General features: G+C 68.8%; 11 protein-coding genes. 8 read left to right on the top strand and 3 right to left on the bottom strand.

The window, feature by feature from the left end; all coding sequences use genetic code 11:
* The first annotated feature begins 73 nt into the window (after nucleotides 1–73).
* The 6 genes from DLJ53_RS17390 to DLJ53_RS17365 all read left to right on the top strand — a co-directional run bounded on the left by DLJ53_RS17390 (nucleotide 74) and on the right by DLJ53_RS17365 (nucleotide 9,369).
* A complete protein-coding gene (locus DLJ53_RS17390) occupies nucleotides 74–1,306 on the top strand; it encodes a bifunctional alpha/beta hydrolase/OsmC family protein (RefSeq protein WP_244935093.1) in 1,233 nt (410 codons plus the stop codon).
* A gap of 111 nt (nucleotides 1,307–1,417) precedes the next feature.
* Entirely contained in the window at nucleotides 1,418–2,956 is a 1,539-nt protein-coding gene (locus tag DLJ53_RS17385; RefSeq protein ID WP_111347522.1) for a Do family serine endopeptidase, read from the top strand.
* 104 nt (nucleotides 2,957–3,060) lie between these two features.
* On the top strand, nucleotides 3,061–4,263 hold the full coding sequence (locus DLJ53_RS17380; RefSeq protein ID WP_111347520.1) for a hypothetical protein: 1,203 nt from the start codon (nucleotides 3,061–3,063) through the stop codon (nucleotides 4,261–4,263).
* Between the two features lie 62 nt (nucleotides 4,264–4,325).
* On the top strand, nucleotides 4,326–5,006 hold the full coding sequence (locus tag DLJ53_RS17375) for a response regulator transcription factor (RefSeq protein WP_111347518.1): 681 nt from the start codon (nucleotides 4,326–4,328) through the stop codon (nucleotides 5,004–5,006).
* 84 nt (nucleotides 5,007–5,090) lie between these two features.
* Nucleotides 5,091–6,536 (top strand): sensor histidine kinase, encoded by a 1,446-nt coding sequence (locus DLJ53_RS17370; RefSeq protein WP_244935100.1) that lies wholly within the window; start codon nucleotides 5,091–5,093, stop codon nucleotides 6,534–6,536.
* 1 nt (nucleotide 6,537) lies between these two features.
* Entirely contained in the window at nucleotides 6,538–9,369 is a 2,832-nt protein-coding gene (locus DLJ53_RS17365) for a bifunctional [glutamine synthetase] adenylyltransferase/[glutamine synthetase]-adenylyl-L-tyrosine phosphorylase (RefSeq protein WP_162409314.1), read from the top strand.
* Here the strand turns inward: DLJ53_RS17365 and DLJ53_RS36405 are convergent.
* Nucleotides 9,366–9,488, bottom strand: a complete 123-nt coding sequence (locus tag DLJ53_RS36405; protein ID WP_264194524.1) for a hypothetical protein — start codon at nucleotides 9,486–9,488, stop codon at nucleotides 9,366–9,368. The two genes, DLJ53_RS17365 and DLJ53_RS36405, sit on opposite strands and share 4 nt — an antisense overlap.
* 265 nt (nucleotides 9,489–9,753) lie before the next feature.
* Between DLJ53_RS36405 and DLJ53_RS17360 the strand changes: the two genes are divergently transcribed.
* Complete coding sequence (locus DLJ53_RS17360) at nucleotides 9,754–10,518, top strand: HpcH/HpaI aldolase family protein (RefSeq protein WP_111347514.1); 765 nt, start codon at nucleotides 9,754–9,756, stop codon at nucleotides 10,516–10,518.
* Between the two features lie 77 nt (nucleotides 10,519–10,595).
* On the opposite strand, the gene DLJ53_RS17355 is transcribed toward DLJ53_RS17360, so the two are convergent.
* Both DLJ53_RS17355 and DLJ53_RS17350 read right to left on the bottom strand, forming a co-directional pair.
* On the bottom strand, nucleotides 10,596–11,420 hold the full coding sequence (locus DLJ53_RS17355) for a calcium-binding protein (RefSeq protein ID WP_162409303.1): 825 nt from the start codon (nucleotides 11,418–11,420) through the stop codon (nucleotides 10,596–10,598).
* Between the two features lie 373 nt (nucleotides 11,421–11,793).
* Nucleotides 11,794–14,316: a PAS domain-containing sensor histidine kinase gene (locus tag DLJ53_RS17350; protein WP_244935092.1), complete on the bottom strand. Its 2,523-nt coding sequence runs from the start codon at nucleotides 14,314–14,316 to the stop codon at nucleotides 11,794–11,796.
* Nucleotides 14,317–15,350: 1,034 nt separating this feature from the next.
* Between DLJ53_RS17350 and DLJ53_RS17345 the strand changes: the two genes are divergently transcribed.
* A complete protein-coding gene (locus DLJ53_RS17345) occupies nucleotides 15,351–16,253 on the top strand; it encodes a glycosyltransferase 61 family protein (protein ID WP_162409301.1) in 903 nt (300 codons plus the stop codon).
* The last annotated feature ends 166 nt before the right edge of the window (nucleotides 16,254–16,419 follow it).

Below are 16,419 nucleotides of genomic sequence, written 5' to 3'. Positions count from 1 at the left end.
GTGGGCCCAACGTGCCGGACGGGGTGGCGATCGCGTCCCCGCGTCCCCATGCTAAACGCCTCACGAGGCGGGCATGCGCGAGAGGGATGCGATGACGGAACTCAAGGTCAAGGGCGCGCTCGGCGCCGAGCTCGCCGCGCTGGTGGACCGCCCGGCCGGGCCGATCCGTGCCGTCGCCCTGTTCGCGCACTGCTTCACCTGCGGCAAGGACCTGCGCGCGGCGAAGCTCATCGCGCGGCGTCTGGCGGACAAGGGGATCGCCACCGTCCGCTTCGACTTCACCGGCCTTGGCGCGTCGGGCGGCGAGTTCGCCTCGACGCACTTTTCATCCAACGTGGGCGACCTCGTGAAGATGGCCGACGCGATGCGCGAGGGAATCGGCGCGCCGCAGATCCTCATCGGCCACTCGCTGGGCGGCGCCGCGGTCCTCGTCGCCGCGTCGCAGATCCCGGAGGTCAAGGCCGTCGCGACCATCGCGGCGCCGGCCGACGCGGAGCACGTGACGCACAACTTCGCGGCCGACCTCGCCCGGATCGAGGAGGACGGGGAGGCGCGCGTGACCCTGGCCGGGCGCGAGTTCACGATCCGCCGCGAGTTCCTGGAGGATCTTCGGACCCACCAGGTGACGGACCATGTCCGCGCGCTGAAGGCCGCGCTCCTCGTCATGCACGCGCCGCTGGACAACTACGTCGGCATCGACAACGCGACGCGGATCTTCGTCGCGGCGCGGCACCCGAAGAGCTTCGTGTCGCTCGGGAGCGCCGACCACCTCCTCAGCAATCCCGACGACGCGCAGTATGCGGCCGACATCGTCGCCGCCTGGGCAAGCCGGTTCGTGCTCGAGACGCCAGCGCCCGACGTCTCCGGTCCGCCGGACGGCGCCCGGGCGGTCGCGCTGGACGGCGCCTTCAAGACGGCGCTGACCGCCTCCGGCTATCCTCTGATCGCCGACGAACCGGCGGAGATCGGCGGCGAGGGCGCGGGGCCGACCCCCTACGACCTGCTCTCCTCCGCGCTCGCCGCCTGCACGCTGATGACGATGCGCATGTACGGCGCGCGAAAGGGGTGGAGCGTCGACGCGACGGTCGACGTCACGCACGGAAAGGTCCACAAGGACGACTGCGAGGAATGCATGGACGTCGACGCGGGCAAGGACGGCCGGATCGACCGGTTCGAACGCGTCATCCGATTCGGACCCGGGACCGACCCGGAGAACCACGCCCGTCTCGCCGAAATCGCGAACCGCTGCCCGGTCCATCTCACGCTGGAGCGGGGGGCGGCAGTCGTGACACGCACTGAAACCTGAGGATGCGCGGTCAGCTTACCAAATTGTCACACCACGGACAGTGCAGCGTAATCTGAGCGCACTTAGGTTGATCCTCGAGGACGACAAATCCCCTTCCGAGGAGACAATTGAATGGGATTGAATATCACCAACGCCGGTAAGCGCCGTACCGCCGCGCTCCTCGCCGGAACGTTCCTGATGGGCGCGGTCGGGGCTGCGGTGGTGGACGGCGCGGGCACCACGCCCGCCCACGCGCAAAACCTTTCCGCACAGGTTCCGAGCTCGGCGCAGAACGTCGCGCCCAGCTTCGCCGACATCGTCGACCGTGTCAGCCCGGCGGTCGTGTCCATCCAGGTGAAGAGCCGCGCCCAGCCGCGCCTTTCGAACTTCCGCGGATTCGAGGGCTCGCCCTTCGACTTCTTCGAGCAGTTCGGTGAGCGCTTCGGCCGCGACGGCGAGCGCCGCAACGACCGCCGCGACGAGCGTCGCGGTCAGCAGTACTCGATGGGTCAGGGCTCCGGCTTCCTGATCTCGGCCGACGGCTACGTCGTCACCAACGGTCACGTCGTCGACGACGCCGAGGAAGTCACCGTCATCCTGAACAACGGTGAGACGCACGACGCTCAGGTCGTGGGCGTCGACGAGAAGACCGACCTCGCGCTGGTGAAGATCCAGGGTGACCACGACTTCCCGTTCGTCTCCTTCGCGTCGCAGGAAACCCGCGTCGGCGACTGGGTGATGGCGGTCGGCAACCCCTTCGGTCTGGGTGGTTCGGTGACGGCCGGTATCGTCTCGGCCCGTGGCCGTGAGATCGGCGCCGGCCCGTACGACGACTTCCTGCAGATCGACGCTCCGATCAACCGCGGCAACTCGGGCGGCCCGACCTTCAACCTCGCCGGCAACGTCGTCGGCGTGAACACCGCGATCTACTCGCCCTCGGGCGGCTCGGTCGGTATCGGCTTCGCGATCCCGGCGTCCATCGCCGAGGATGTGATCGCCGACCTGAAGGACGACGGCTCCGTCACCCGCGGCTGGCTCGGCGTCCAGATCCAGACGATCACGCCCGAGCTCGCCGAGAGCATCGGCCGCTCGTCGGTCAACGGCGCGCTCGTCACCGAGCCGCAGGACGGCAGCCCCGCGGCCACCGCCGGCATCGAGCCGGGTGACGCGATCGTCGCCGTCGACGGCAAGGACGTCGAAAACCCGCGCGACCTCGCCCGCACGATCTCCGGCAAGGAGCCCGGCTCCAAGGTGGCGATCACCGTGTGGCGCGACGGCAAGCAGCGTGACGTCGAGGTCACCCTCGGCACGCTGAACGACACCGAGACGGCCGACCGTGGCAGCGACCGCAACGGCGACCAGGGCGACCAGGGCGATCAGGAGACCTCGCAGGTCCTCGGGATGACGCTGGTTCCGGCCCGCCAGACCGGGCTCGACAGCGACGGTCTCGCCGTCATCAGCGTGGATCCGGGCAGCGCGGCGGCCGAGGCGGGCATCCGCTCGGGCGACATCATCCTGCAGGCCAGCGGCGAGGACGTGGCCAGCCAGTCCGACTTCCAGGACGGCATGGACATGGCCAAGAGCGAGGGACGCAGCAACGTGTTCCTGCGCATCCAGTCCGGCAAGAACGCACGCTATGTCGCGGTTCCCGTCGAGGAAGATCGCGGTTAATTGAGTACTGCGTAAAAAGCAGAGGCCGGGCTGCGGCCCGGCCTCTCAAATCGTTGATCGCGTGGCATTTTCCGTCACGCTCCGTTCGGGTGGATTGCGAAGCTTTGGTCATCAACCTCCAAAAGTTCACCTCCGAACCGAACGATCCGGTCACCTCCTTCTTCAGCGAGCTGGAACGACTGTCCGCGCTGGAGCCGTTTTCGGAGCTGACCTTTCTTTACATCCGCGTTCGCCAGCACTGGCTGTTCGGCTCCGACCGCACCCACCTGAAGATCGTCGATCCCGAGGCCGCCCGCGCGGTGGCCGGTCCCCGGCCGATGCTGGTCGTCGACCTGTCCTGGGAAGGGATCGCCTACACCGACACTCTCGGCACGAACCTCAAGGACCTGATGGACGCGCTGCGGCTGCGTCCCGATCAGGTTGTCTTCGTGCAGACGAGCGAGGCCCTCGGCGAGCAGATCGCCCGGTCCTCCGCCCCGGCGGCCGTGAAGGCCATCCGCCACGCCTGGTTCCATCACTACGTCTTCGAGCTGGCGGAGAGGGCGGAGCGGGACCGCCTCCACGAGATCGGCCACGCGCGGATCGACGCTGCGTCCACCGCCGACCGGATGGCCCTGTGCCTCAACGCGACCCCGCGTCCGCATCGCCTGGCGCTGCTCTACACGATCGCGAATCACCCGCAGCGGCACCGGTTCCACGCCACCTTCATCGCCCATGAGAAGCGCGTCGCCGCCGTGGAGACGGCCGCCTACCACGCCGGCTTCTACCTCGGTCGCTCCGCGGCGGGGCGCGAGGCGGTGAAGACCTTCTTCCGCGACTGCCGCTTCGACGAGAGCGCCGCGGACATCTCCTCGCCCGGCGCGCTCGTGACCGAGCTCGAGCCGGACCTTTACGCGGCGACACGCATGTCGCTCGTCACCGAGACGGAGATGACGGGCGGTCAGAGGCGGAGATTTACGGAAAAGTCCATCAAGCCGCTGCTCCTCGGCCATCCCATCATGGTGTTCGGCAATCCCGGCGCGCTCGAACAGATCGAGGCGCTGGGGTTCGACGTCCTGCGCGACGTCATCCCCGCCGACTACGACGGGATTTCAGACCGGCGGGAGCGCTTCGGCCGGCTGGTCCGGATCGTCGACGAGCTGCTGGAGCGGGAGTTCGATCCGCACTCGGCGCCGGAACTCCGCGAGCGGCTGCACAGGAACGTCGCGCAGTTCGAGGGACCCCTGACGGCGGCGCTTCTGCAGAAGACCGCCGCGACGATGATGGACGCGACCGCGCCCGCCCGCTCGGCGGTTCTTGTGAGTTGACGAACGATTAATACGTGAACAAAAGCGGTCTGAAGGCCGTCCATAGGGATGAAGGACGTTTGATGAAGGTTTTGATTGTCGAGGATGATGCGGACGCGGCGCGCTATCTCGCGCGTGGACTGACTGAGGCCGGTCATTCCTGCGACACCGCCGGCAACGGCGAGGCGGGGCTCGAGATGGCGCTCAGCGCCGAGTACGACGTCCTCATCGTCGACCGGATGCTGCCGAAGCGGGACGGCCTGTCGCTGATCGAGACGCTGCGGGAGAAGGACAAGCACGTCCCCATCCTGGTCCTGTCCGCGCTGGCGCAGGTGGACGACCGGGTGAAGGGCCTTCGCGCCGGCGGCGACGACTATCTCACCAAGCCCTACGCCTTCACCGAGCTTCTCGCCCGGATCGAGGCGCTGGCCCGGCGCAAGCAGACCGCCGAGTTCGAGGCCGTGTACAAGGTCGGCGACCTTGAGCTCGACCGCCTGTCCCATACCGTCACGCGGGCGGGCAAGCAGATCGTCCTGCAGCCGCGGGAGTTCCGTCTGCTGGAGTACCTGATGCGCCATGCCGGCCAGGTCGTGACGCGCACGATGCTGCTCGAGAACGTGTGGGACTACCACTTCGACCCGCAGACGAACGTCATCGACGTCCATATTTCCCGCCTCCGGGGCAAGATCGACAAGTCGTTCAAGAGCCCGCTGGTGCACACCGTGCGCGGCGCAGGCTATGTGATCCGGGCGGACGCGGACTGACGGCGTGCGGCGCTTGAGCCGGTAGACGCGGATCGGGATATCCTAGGTGCGCGCGGGAGCGCACGGGGAGGCAATGTGACCGACATGACGGCCGAGCGGGCCGCCAGAAAGCCGCGCGGCGAGCGGACGAGGGCTCGGCGCATTCGCCGGGCGCGTCTCGTGCGCACCACCGCGTTCAAGCTGACCATCGTCTACCTTGCGGTGTTCGGCGGGCTGGCGCTCGGCCTGATCGCCTACATCTCGAACACGACGAAGGACATCATCGACCGCCAGCTCGAGGCGGCGATCGAGGGGGAGAGCGCGGAGCTCGTCAACGAGTTCCGCCGCACGGGCCTCTTCAAGCTGATGAGCACCATCGAGCGGCGCTCCATGCGGCCGGACGCGAACCTCTACCTGATCACCGATTTCTCCGGCAATCCGATCGCCGGCAACGTCGCCGAGTTGATCTACGACCCGGCCGACGTCGTGACGGGGGCCGCCTTCCCGGTGCGCTACACCCGGCTCGTGCCGGCGGAGGGCGCCGAGCGGGCGACGCACCGCGCGCTGGCGCGCCTCTCGGTGCTGGGCGGTCACTACCGGCTCCTCGTGGGGCGGGACGTGGAGGACCGGATCGAGTTCTCCGCCATCATCAGCCGCTCGATCCGCGGCGCGATGGTGGTCGTGGCGGTGCTGGCGCTGCTCTCCTGGGCCTTCATCTCGCGCGTCGTGCTGCGCAAGGTCGACGCGATCGGCGGCTCGACGCGGCAGATCGTCGCCGGCGACCTCTCCCGCCGCCTGCCGACCGACGGCTCGGGCGACGAGTTCGACCGCCTCGCCGTCGGCGTCAACACGATGCTGGACGAGATCGAGCGGCTGCACGCCGGGCTTCAGGAAGTGTCGCAGAACATCGCGCACGACCTGAAGACCCCGCTGACGCGCGTGCGCAACCGGCTCGACGAGATGCTGCGCACCCACACCGAAGGACCGGAGCGCGAGGCGACCCTCGCGGCCACGATCGAGGATTGCGACCAGCTCATCCGCACCTTCGACGCGCTCCTGACCATCGCGAGGGTGGAGAGCCACACCACCGCCGTCGCGCTGGAGCGCACCGACTTCTCGGCGGTCGTCGAGGATATGGGCGAGTTCTACGAGCCGGCGGCCGAAGATGCGGGTATGCAATTGGTCGTAGACGTGACACCTGGGCTTGCCATCCCCGGCGAGCCAACCTTACTGCGCACCATGATCGCGAACCTGCTCGACAATGCCATGAAATACGGTGCCAGCGAGGCCAACATCGTCGAGCTGCGGCTGCAGCGGGTCGGCGACGACGCGGTGCTCACCGTGCGCGACCACGGTGCTGGTGTCGCCGAGGGCGACCGCGCGCGCCTGACCGACCGTTTCGTGCGGATGGACGCGGCCCGCTCCAAGCCCGGCGCCGGTCTCGGCCTGTCGATGGTGAAGGCGATCGTCGGCCACCACGGGGGCCAGCTCTCGCTCGAGGATGCCAATCCGGGCCTCGCAGTGCGGATCTCTCTGCCGCTGGCATCCTGACATGCAGGCCGACGCTCCCCTGCGCGCCCAGCTCGAGCCGCTCGCCTGTCCGGGTGATCCGCTCTTCGACGAGGCGATCGCGAAGTCGGCGGCCGGTTCGCTGCCGGCAGAGTTGCTCGTAGCGCTGTCGACGGTCGCGGCCGTCTCGCCCTACCTGAAGCACCTGATGCTTTCCCAGCCGGGCGAGTTGCTCGAAGTCCTCGACCGCCCGTTGGAGGAGACGGTCGCCGCAGCAGCCGTCACGGCGACGGCGGATCTCGACGCGGTCGGACGGGACCTGCGGATCGCAAAGCGGAAGGTCTCGCTCGCCGTGGCTTTGGCCGACCTCCTCGCGGGGGCGAGCGTCGCGGTCGTCACCGGCGCGCTCAGCCGGACGGCGGATCTGTCGATCGACGCGGCGCTGAAGAGCGTGCTGCTGGAGGCCGAGAGCCGCGGCGTGAAGCCGGACGCGGACACCTGCGGCCTCATCGTCCTGGCGCTCGGCAAGCTGGGCGGGCGGGAGCTGAACTACTCGAGCGACGTGGACCTCGTGGCGCTCGTCGATCCCGGCCGCGCGGAGGACGCGGGCATCGACTCCAAGCGCGCCGTCCGCCTCGTGCAGCGCATGACGCGGCTTCTGCAGGAGCGGACCGCGGACGGCTACGTCTTCCGCGTCGACCTCAGGCTGCGGCCCGACCCGGGGGCGACGCCGGTCGCCGTCTCCACCTGGGCGGCGATCACGTACTTCCAGACCCGCGCCCGCTCGTGGGAGCGGCAGGCGATGATCAAGGCGCGCCAGGTCGCCGGCGACCGCGCGGCGGGCGCAGCCTACATCGCCGCCGTGACGCCGTCCGTCTGGCGCGCGGCGTACGACTTCACCGTCATCGACGACACGATGTCGATGCGCGAGCAGATCGCGGCCGTCCGCGGGGCCGGTACGCTGACGGTGCCGGGGCACAACGTGAAGCTCGGCCGCGGCGGCATCCGCGAGATCGAGTTCGTGGTGCAGAGCCTGCAGCGGATCGCCGGTGCGCGCGATCGCCGCCTGCGTGGCCGCTCCACCGTCGCGATGCTGTCCGCGCTCTCCCGCTCCGGCTGGGTCAGCTTCGACGCCTGCCGCGAGCTCACCGAGGCGTACGAGGTGCTGCGCCGGGTGGAGCACCGCATCCAGATGGTCGCCGACGAGCAGACCCACGACCTCCCCAGCGAGGAGAAGCTGCCCGCCATCGCCTGCATGATGCGCACCGACGACCTGAAGGGCGACCTGACGAAGACCTTCGCGACCGTTCATCGCCACTTCGGCTCGCTCTCCGGCACCGTCGGTCAGACCAATCCGATGCTGAAGGGGCTCGTCGACAACTCGGACATTCCCGAGGCCGTCACCGCCAAGTTCAACGAGGCGATGGAGGTCTGGCGATCCGACCGCTACCAGGCGCTGCGCACCGACAAGGCGCAGCAGCTCCTGACGGCGCTCGCCCCGTCGTTCGCCTCGGCGCTGGCCTCATCGACCGATCCCGAGCACGCGATCGAGGCGTTCGACGTCTTCCTCGCCCGCCTGCCGCGCGGTGTGGAGCTGCTGGCGCGGCTCGACGCGCACCGCGAGCTGATCCCGGTGCTGGTGCTGATCGTGGCCGCCGCTCCGCGCCTCGCGGGCGAGCTCGCCCGGCTGTCGCACGTGCTGGACGTCCTCATCGACCCGGCCTTCTTCGGGCGACTGCCGAACGCGGAGGAACTCGACTCGCAGCTCCTCACCGCGCTGGAGGGGGAGCCGAGCTACGAGGCCAAACTCGACGCCATGCGCACCTTCGGCCAGGAGCAGGCGCTCTTGATCGACGTGCGGATCCTCACCGGCTCGCTGATCGGCCCGGACGCCTCGCACGCGCTGAGCCTCCTCGCCGAGGTCGTCACGCGGCACGCCCTGCGCATCGCCGGCGGGGCGTTCGCGGAGGCGCACGGGACGCTGAAGGGCGGGGCCGTCGCGCTGGTGGCGCTCGGCAAGTTCGGCAGTCGCGAGATGACGGCGACGAGCGACCTCGACCTCGTCTTCATCTACGACTGCGCGGAGGACGCGGGAGCCTCGGACGGCCGGCGCCAGCTTTCGCCGGGGCACTACTACACGCGCCTCGCGCAGCGCCTCATCGCGGCGCTGTCCGCGCCGACGGCCAAGGGCACGCTCTACGAGGTCGATCTGCGCCTGCGCCCGGCGGGACGGGCGGGGCCGATCGCGACGCACATCCGCTCGTTCACGACCTATCATGCGGAGAGTTCGTGGGTGTGGGAGCATATGGCGCTGACGCGGGCGCGCGTCGTCGCCGGCAGCGAGGGGCTGTCCGAGGCCGCGCTCGCCACCATCGGCGAGGCGCTGACGACCGATCGCACGCGCGCCGGCCTCGCCGAGGAGGTCGCGTCGATGCGGGCGCGGATGGCCGAGCAGCAAGGCGACGGCCTGAAGCACATGCCGGGCGGGCAGGTCGATATCGACTTCATCGCCCAGTATCTGCAGCTGAAGCACGGTCTCACGGAGATCGGCGGCGACACCTCGACCGCGTCGGCGCTCGTTCGGGCGCGCGATGCCGAGGTGCTGTCCGGCGACGACGCGGAGCTGCTGCTGGCGACGAGCGCGCTCTATCAGCGCCTGTCGCAGGTCCTTTCGATCGCCTCGGAGGGGGCGATCCGGCTGGAGGACGCGCCGCCCGCGCTGCGGCGGATCCTCGTTCGGGCCGGCGAGGCGCCGGACCTTACGTTCCTGGTGGCCGACCTCCACGAGCGCCAGCAGGCGGTGCGCGACCTGTTCGAGCGGATCGTCGCGCCGCTGCCGACGACGGCGAGCGGGGAGCCGGCCGGACCGGACTAGGCGACCGGAAATCCGGCCACCGCGCCGACCGGCGTGGCGAGGCTGACGGCCACGGCCCAGGCGAGGGACTGGCCGGCGACGGCGAGGACGATCGAAACGCAGAGAAGTCGAGGGGTCATCGGGTCTCTCCTGTTCGTTTGAGTCTTCGTCTTGGTATCTTCGATGACCTTCAGATGGCGCCGCGCGGCGGAAAGGGGTGCGACCCCCGTCACACTTTGCGCGCTTGTTTCCTCCGCCTCCGGAGCGTTGCGCGGCGTCTCCCTTTGCCCCTGAAAGGACGGGTGGCCCTTGCGCCTCGCGCCGCCGGGCGACCATTGTCCGGTGACGCTTCCGTCGTGCGCTTCATCCCGCCGCGCACGGCCAACAAGAACCTGAGGACCGTCCATGGAGCTTCGTCGCAACGCGTTTAAAGCCGCCATCCAGAAGGGTGAGCGGCAGATCGGCTTCTGGTCTCAGATGAGCGATCTGGCCGGGATCGAGATGCTGGCCGCCGCGGGCTTCGATTGGCTGATGATCGACACCGAGCATTCGCCGACGAACGCCGTCTCGGTGCTGCCGCTGCTCCACGCCGCCTCGGCCTATCCGGTCTCGACGGTGGTGCGGCCGGGCTCGGTCGACGTGGCCGAGATCAAGAAGCTTCTCGACAACGGGGTGCAGACCCTGCTCGTCCCCTACGTCCAGAACGCCGAGGAGGCACGGCTCGCGGCGGCTGCGGTCGCCTATCCGCCGACGGGAATCCGCGGTGTCGCCGGCCTGACGCGCGCCTCACGCTACGGGGCGATCCCCGACTACTTCGTCCACGCCCGTGAGGATGTCTGCCTCATCGTGCAGATCGAGACGTTGTCGGCCGTCGCCGAGCTGGAGGAGATCTGCGCCGTCCCCGGGGTCGACGCGGTGTTCGTCGGCCCGGCGGATCTCGCGGCGAGCCTCGGCTACGTCGGCCAGCCCGGCCATCCGGAGGTGCGGGCGGCGGTGAAGGATGCGGTGCGCCGCATCCGGGCGGCCGGCAAGCCGGCGGGCTTCCTCTCGCCGGACCCGCAGTACGCGGCGGAGGTAGCGGAGGCCGGCGCGACGTTCGTCGCCGTCGGGATCGACGTCCACATTCTCCGGCAGGGGGCGATGGCGCTGGTGAAGCACTGGAAGGCGTAGGAGCGGGCCCGCCCCGGGCGCGCGCGGGCGGAAAGTCGGTGTCGCCGGGGCCGCCGAGACGGCCCGGCGCCGCGGGGTCAGAAGATGAACCAGTGGGCGTCGACCTCGTCCACCGTGACACCGGCGAGGAACATCCGGCTGTTCCCGTCCGCCACGGCGACGCCGTTGGGCCGCTGGAAGAGGTCGAGATCGCCGAAACCGTCCGCGCCGCTCTCGACGCGAACCCTGTCCTCGTCCGGGTTGAAGTCGAGCGCCCGGTCGACGCCCTGGTCGGAGAGGACGAAGACGTCCGCGCCGGCCTCCCCGAACAGACGGTCGTTGCCGCGTCCGCCGTCCAGCGTGTCGCGTCCGTCGCCGCCGAGGAGCACGTCCTCGCCGACGTCGCCGAAGAGGTGGTCCTTTCCGGCGAGGCCGAACAGCCGGTCGTTGCCGAGGTCGCCGGAGATGTGATCCGCCCTGCGGCCGCCGGAGATGTTGAAGCCGAGGCGCAGGAACAGGGTGTCGCCCTCGTCGAACGGGAGACCCTCCAGGTTGATGAAGAGCTGCGACTTGCTGACGGTGACGTCCTCGTCGGCCACGCCGAGCGTGGAGGCGCCGATGATCGTCACGTCATTGAGGCTGAGGCCGGCGGGACTGGCGAAGTCGGGGAAGGTGAAGACCGGGCCGTTGAAGCCCGACGCGCCCGACACGCTGCCGAACCCTCGGACCGTGTCCTCGGTGATCGTGTAGTCGACGCGGCTGCCGTAGAGGTCGAACGTGCTGTCGATCACTTCGAGGGGGCCGGGCTGGTCCGCGCGGATGAATTCGACCTGGTTGCCCACCGTCGCGAACTCGGCGGCCGTCGCGACCGTCTGCAGGTTCGGGTAGAACGACTCGAGCTTCACCAGAAGTCCGTTGAGCATTGAGCATCCCTGCCATGAATACTTTGTCCCCGCTGTCATGGCATCCGCAATAATGTTTTGCAATGATCGTAATGTTCGCATGCTGTCGCAGCCGCTCAGCGCGAAATTAATTTATCCGTTGCGTAACTCTGAGTTCGGTTATTGTATTTCCGAACTTAAAGTTCTGTCGCCGTTGGTCCATCCGGCACGACTTGCTCGTTCGGCTACGCTGAGCACGGGTCGCCGGGATGGCCGCTCGCCATGGGAGCGCGCGCAGCCTGTCGCGCGAGACGGACGGACGACGCCCCCGGTCACGGCTTCTGAACGGAACGCGCGATGCAACGCGCACTCCGGTGCGCAGGCCGGGCGTCGGCGATGAAAGCGGGGCGGTGGATCAGGCCGAGGCGGAGCCGCGGGGGAGGCGGACGGTCACGGTCGTGCCTTCGCCGACCTCGGATTCGATCACCATCTTGCCGCGGTGCAGCTCGGTCAGCGAGCGGGCGATGGCGAGGCCGAGGCCCGAGCCCTGGTAGGTCTTGGTGAGCTGCGTCTCGACCTGGACGAACGGCTGGCCGAGGCGGTCCAGCTCGCGCTTGGGGATGCCGATGCCGTTGTCCTCGACGGCGACCACCACCGCGTCGCGCTCCAGCTTGGCGCGGGTGGTGACGCAGCCTTCGTTGGGCGTGAACTTCACCGCGTTGGACATGAGGTTGAGAAGGATCTGCTTCATCGCGCGGCGGTCCACCACGATGCGCGTGCCCTCGGTGATCTCGGAGACCAGCTTGATGGACTTCTCCGCGGCGATCGGCGTCATGATGCGCGTCGCCTCGTTGAAGAGCTCGGAGAGGTCCACCGTCTCCATCGACAGGTCCACCTGGCCGGCCTCGATGCGGCTCATGTCCAGGATGTCGTTGATGACGCCCAGCAGGTAGCTGCCGGAGTGGTGAATGTCGTGCGTGTACTCGCCGTACTTCGGCGCGCCGAGGGGGCCGAACATCTCGCTCTTCATGATCTCGGAGAAGCCGATGATCGCGTTGAGCGGCGTGCGCAGCTCGTGGGACATGTTCGCCAGGAACTCGGACTTCGCCTTGTTGGCGTCTTCGGCCTTGGTCTTTTCCTCGGCGTACTTCTCAGCGAGCTCGGCGAGCTGGCGGGTCTGGTTCTCGGCGGTCCGGCGCGCGCTCTTCAGCTCGACGACGTTGGCCTTCAGCCGCTTCTCCGATTCCATGAGGCGTTCCTCATGGGTCTTGAGCGCGGTGATGTCCGTTCCGACCGAGACGAAGCCGCCGTCCTTGGTCCGGCGCTCGTTGATCTGCAGCCAGCGGCCGCCGGCGAGCTCGGCCTCGTAGGAGCGCTCGGTCTCCGGCCCGTCGGAGCGCGACAGCATGTGGGAGGAGACGACCGGCTGGCGTGCGGCGTTGATCACCACGGTGTAGGGCGTTCCGGGCTGCACCGCCTCGTCCGGGAGGTTGTGCATTTCCTGGTACTTGGTGTTGCACATGACGAGGCGGTTGTGCGTGTCCCACAGGACGAACGCCTCCGAGACGGTCTCGATGGCGTCGCGCAGGCGCATGTCCGCCGTCGCCGAAAGCTCCTGCAGCCGCTTCTGCTCCGTGGTGTCGAGCGCGACGCCGATGAGGTGCGGACGGCCGGTCTCGTCGTCGTGGACGAGCTCGGCGCGGAAGCGCAGCCAGACCCAGCGGCCGTCGGCGTGGCGCATGCGCAGCGTGCGGTCGAGCACCTTGACGCCGGAATTGAGCTGCCGCTCGGCGATCTCGTAGAGGCCGCCGTCATCGGGGTGGACCAGCGCGGCCACCTCGCGGAATCCCATCAATTCGTCGCGCGGGGGCATCCCCAGCACCTCGAACATCGACTGCGTCCAGAACATGCGGCCGCGCGCGACGTCCCAGTCGAACAGGCCGCAGCGGCCGCGGGTCAGCGCGGTGTCGATCCGCTCGGACGTCGCGCCGTAGATGTGGTCGGCCGTGCGCGCCCGGGCGGACTGGGCGTAGAAGGCGTAGACCACCACGATGATCACGCCCGCCGTCGTCATGAAGAGGACGGCGTTGGTGCTCATCTCCTCGCGCCAGGCCGTCAGCACCTGCTGCTTGGCCTGTGTCACCGCGACGGAGCCGGTCTGGTCCTCGATGTGGTGGACCGTGGCGAACTGGGTGCCGAATGCGGTCTCCACCTCCATGACGCCGGCGCGGGCGCCGAAGGTGGTCATCGGCTGGTTCTCGCCGAGGATGGTGGCGACGGGCTTGCCGATCAGCTCGCTGCGGAACGGGGAGGTCGCGGTGATCCGCCCGTTCTCGAGGAGGGCGATCTGACGGCCGTCCTGGGTCGCGCGGTCCGGCAGGCTGAAGGCGAAGATGTCGGTCAGGGGGGCGTCGCTGCTGTCGGCGCGGCGGGCCATCTCGGAGGCCATCGCGGAGGCGACGAGGGTCAGCTCGCCCTGGGCCTGCGCCACGTCGCGGGCGCGGTGGTCGAGCGTGATGGCGATCCGGTAGGCCGCGATGACGAGGACGAAGATGATCGTCAGGAACGGGATCGCCTTGCGCAGCAGGGGTTCGCGGGCGAGGAGCTGGCCGTAGTTCGGCGTCGCGATGAGGCGGACGTGGCCGTTCATCTCCGGCCGGCGCGCGCTGCGCGCGGTGTCGACGCGGCGCTTGGGATCGGTCCGGGTGCGGGGCGCGTCGGGTCCCGGCTGCTCGCGCGGCGTGTCGGACCGGGCGGACATGCCGGGGGTGCGCAGCAGCGTCGGCTCGCCCCCGTCGTCCTCGACGAACTGGTCGGAGGGCGCCGCCTCGTTGGCGTTGGCCTTCGCGTCCTCGAGGCGGACGACGAGGTCCTGCGGGCGCTGGTCGCTGCGGGATTTGGCCGGGCGGGTCGGGGGTGTGGCGGGGCGCGGACGCACGCCCGCGGCTGCCGGCCCGCGGGTCCCGGCAGTCTGGCGGGCGCTTGCCGCCTCAATCGCCACGTTGGCGGCCGGCGGCGCAACCGGCCGCTGTCCGCCATCGCTCGGTTGCAACCGCGTTGCCATCGTGCCCCGACGTCTCATCCGACTCAGCGCAGTGTAGGCGCCGTACGCAGCTTGTCCAAGTGATGTTAAGGCTTCGTTCTTGCCTCTCCCGTGCGGAGTTGGCCGCCGCGCCCGGGGGAGCCGTCCGGCCGGCGGCTCCGCGACACCTTTCGAGCACAGATCCGCCATGCCCGCGCGACGGGGGTCCGTGCGGGGGAGGGAGGCGACGGCGGCGGCGGTCGGGTCATGCGGCGTGGTCGGACCGTTCGTCCAGACGGTCGCGGCGGGTGTTCCCGAATATCGGTTGACCTTGGTTGCATTATAAGTTCCACTATCTCGGTAGTTGTTCTGTCGTTCTACGATGCGTTGCCGACTTTCAGGCTCAAAATCGCATCAAATGTGTCGATTTTGGCAAGCAGAGTTTGAATTGCTTGTCGTTCGAGTGTCGTTTGCGTGAATTTCAGCGCAATTCCGGTCAATAGAGGCATTGCGCGAAGTGCAGAGCCGCCCGTCAATTCTGACGACGGCGAATTCAGTGTGTGCGACCAACCAGTTGTCCGGATTATTGACGGGGCTGCCTTGGATGAACATTTCCCGACATTTGCCTGCGCTCGTTCGAGAACGCCGCGCCTTCAGTCATCACAGCGATCTCCTCCGTCTCGAATGTCGAATGGAGGGTGAAGCATAGTCATCGCAGGTGCGATGACGTGTCTGGCCCGCGCCGCGCCCATGCATCCATAGCGCATCGGCGTGTGGTCCGCTGTTTTCCAGCACCCGGAACGGGCCCTGTGCGTCTGATCCGATCCACGGTTGTTCGAATTTGTTCAATTGAGGGTGTCATGGCTCACGAAATTTTTGTGAATACGTACCCGGAAGCCACGGTATTCCCCTTCCGGCGTCCGGGTGGCGGGCATCAACTTGGCGGCGTCGTGGACAGGGACCACCGGGACGTCGAGCCCGCCGCCATCCACCGGGCCGGGCAACGCCTGGTGCATCCGCCGCCCGCCCCCTACGGGCCGGAGGCGCGGCTCGACGGCGAGCACATCTTCGCAGGGTATGTCTCGCCGCTGTTCGGGCACTTCATTCTCGAGTCCTGCACCCACCTCTGGTACGCGAGGCAACGCCCGGAGCTGCCGCTCCTCTGGTGCCGCCTGTCGCCGCTCGCGCCTTATCAGACTGCCGTCCTCGAGCTCCTCGGCATTCGCAATCAGAGCCTGAAGGTCACGCAGCCCACCGTCGTCGAGACGCTCCATGTCCCCGATCCGGGATGCGTGATGCGCCACATGCTCAACGCCGAGCACGCCAGGTTCCTCGGCCAGTACACACCGCGCAGCGGCTGGCGGCCCGGCGGGCCGAAGCTCTGGCTCTCCCGCAGCGCCCTGCCGGAGAAGCTGAAGTCGTTCGCCAACGAAGTGGAGATCGAAGACGTCCTCTCCGCGGACGGATGGGAGATCTACCACCCCGAGCAGCACACCATCGCCAGCCAGCTCGAGACGCTCGCCGGCGCGTCGCAGATCGCGGGCTTCATCGGGTCGGCGTTCCACAGCCTCCTGCTGCTGCGGGAGGTGAACGCCGAGGTCACGATCTTCAGCCCGAAGGAGCCCCGGATCATCACCTACAAGACGATCGCGACCGTCAAAGGCCTCGTCCAGCGCGAGGTGTTCCTGGAGTTCAAGAGCGTCCGGACCGCGGGTTCGAGGCAGTACACGCTGCTGGAGCCCGAAACGGTCTACGACACGCTCGGGGTGCAGCGTGGCGGAGCGAAGGCGAAGGTCAAGGCGCCGTCCCCGCGCGGGGTTGCCGGGGCACTGCGCCCCCGGCGCGCGTCATAGGGCCTACGGGCGCACCCGTCGCCGGTCACGGTCTGGAGCGGAGAGGACCGGCAGTCGCGGGCCGGGGCGCACGCCCTTCCGGTCCCGTGGCATGCGCAGGGCGGAGGTCGGCCCGGTCCCTGCGCCCGGGGCCAGGGGGAGATCGCTGATCGGGGCCGTCCCGGAC

Origin of the sequence: Acuticoccus sediminis (assembly GCF_003258595.1) — a bacterium.
In the GTDB taxonomy this organism is placed as follows: domain Bacteria; phylum Pseudomonadota; class Alphaproteobacteria; order Rhizobiales; family Amorphaceae; genus Acuticoccus; species Acuticoccus sediminis.
This window is presented reverse-complemented; position numbering and strand designations above follow the sequence as displayed.

What these genes read in the sequence shown, in the direction of transcription:
- DLJ53_RS17390 (WP_244935093.1), top strand. Translation starts at nt 74, where the DNA reads ATGCGCGAGAGGGATGCGATGACGGAACTCAAGGTCAAGGGCGCGCTC.
- DLJ53_RS17385 (WP_111347522.1), top strand. Translation starts at nt 1,418, where the DNA reads ATGGGATTGAATATCACCAACGCCGGTAAGCGCCGTACCGCCGCGCTC.
- DLJ53_RS17375 (WP_111347518.1), top strand. Translation starts at nt 4,326, where the DNA reads ATGAAGGTTTTGATTGTCGAGGATGATGCGGACGCGGCGCGCTATCTC.
- DLJ53_RS17370 (WP_244935100.1), top strand. Translation starts at nt 5,091, where the DNA reads ATGACGGCCGAGCGGGCCGCCAGAAAGCCGCGCGGCGAGCGGACGAGG.
- DLJ53_RS17365 (WP_162409314.1), top strand. Translation starts at nt 6,538, where the DNA reads ATGCAGGCCGACGCTCCCCTGCGCGCCCAGCTCGAGCCGCTCGCCTGT.
- DLJ53_RS36405 (WP_264194524.1), bottom strand. Translation starts at nt 9,488, where the DNA reads ATGACCCCTCGACTTCTCTGCGTTTCGATCGTCCTCGCCGTCGCCGGC.
- DLJ53_RS17360 (WP_111347514.1), top strand. Translation starts at nt 9,754, where the DNA reads ATGGAGCTTCGTCGCAACGCGTTTAAAGCCGCCATCCAGAAGGGTGAG.
- DLJ53_RS17355 (WP_162409303.1), bottom strand. Translation starts at nt 11,420, where the DNA reads ATGCTCAACGGACTTCTGGTGAAGCTCGAGTCGTTCTACCCGAACCTG.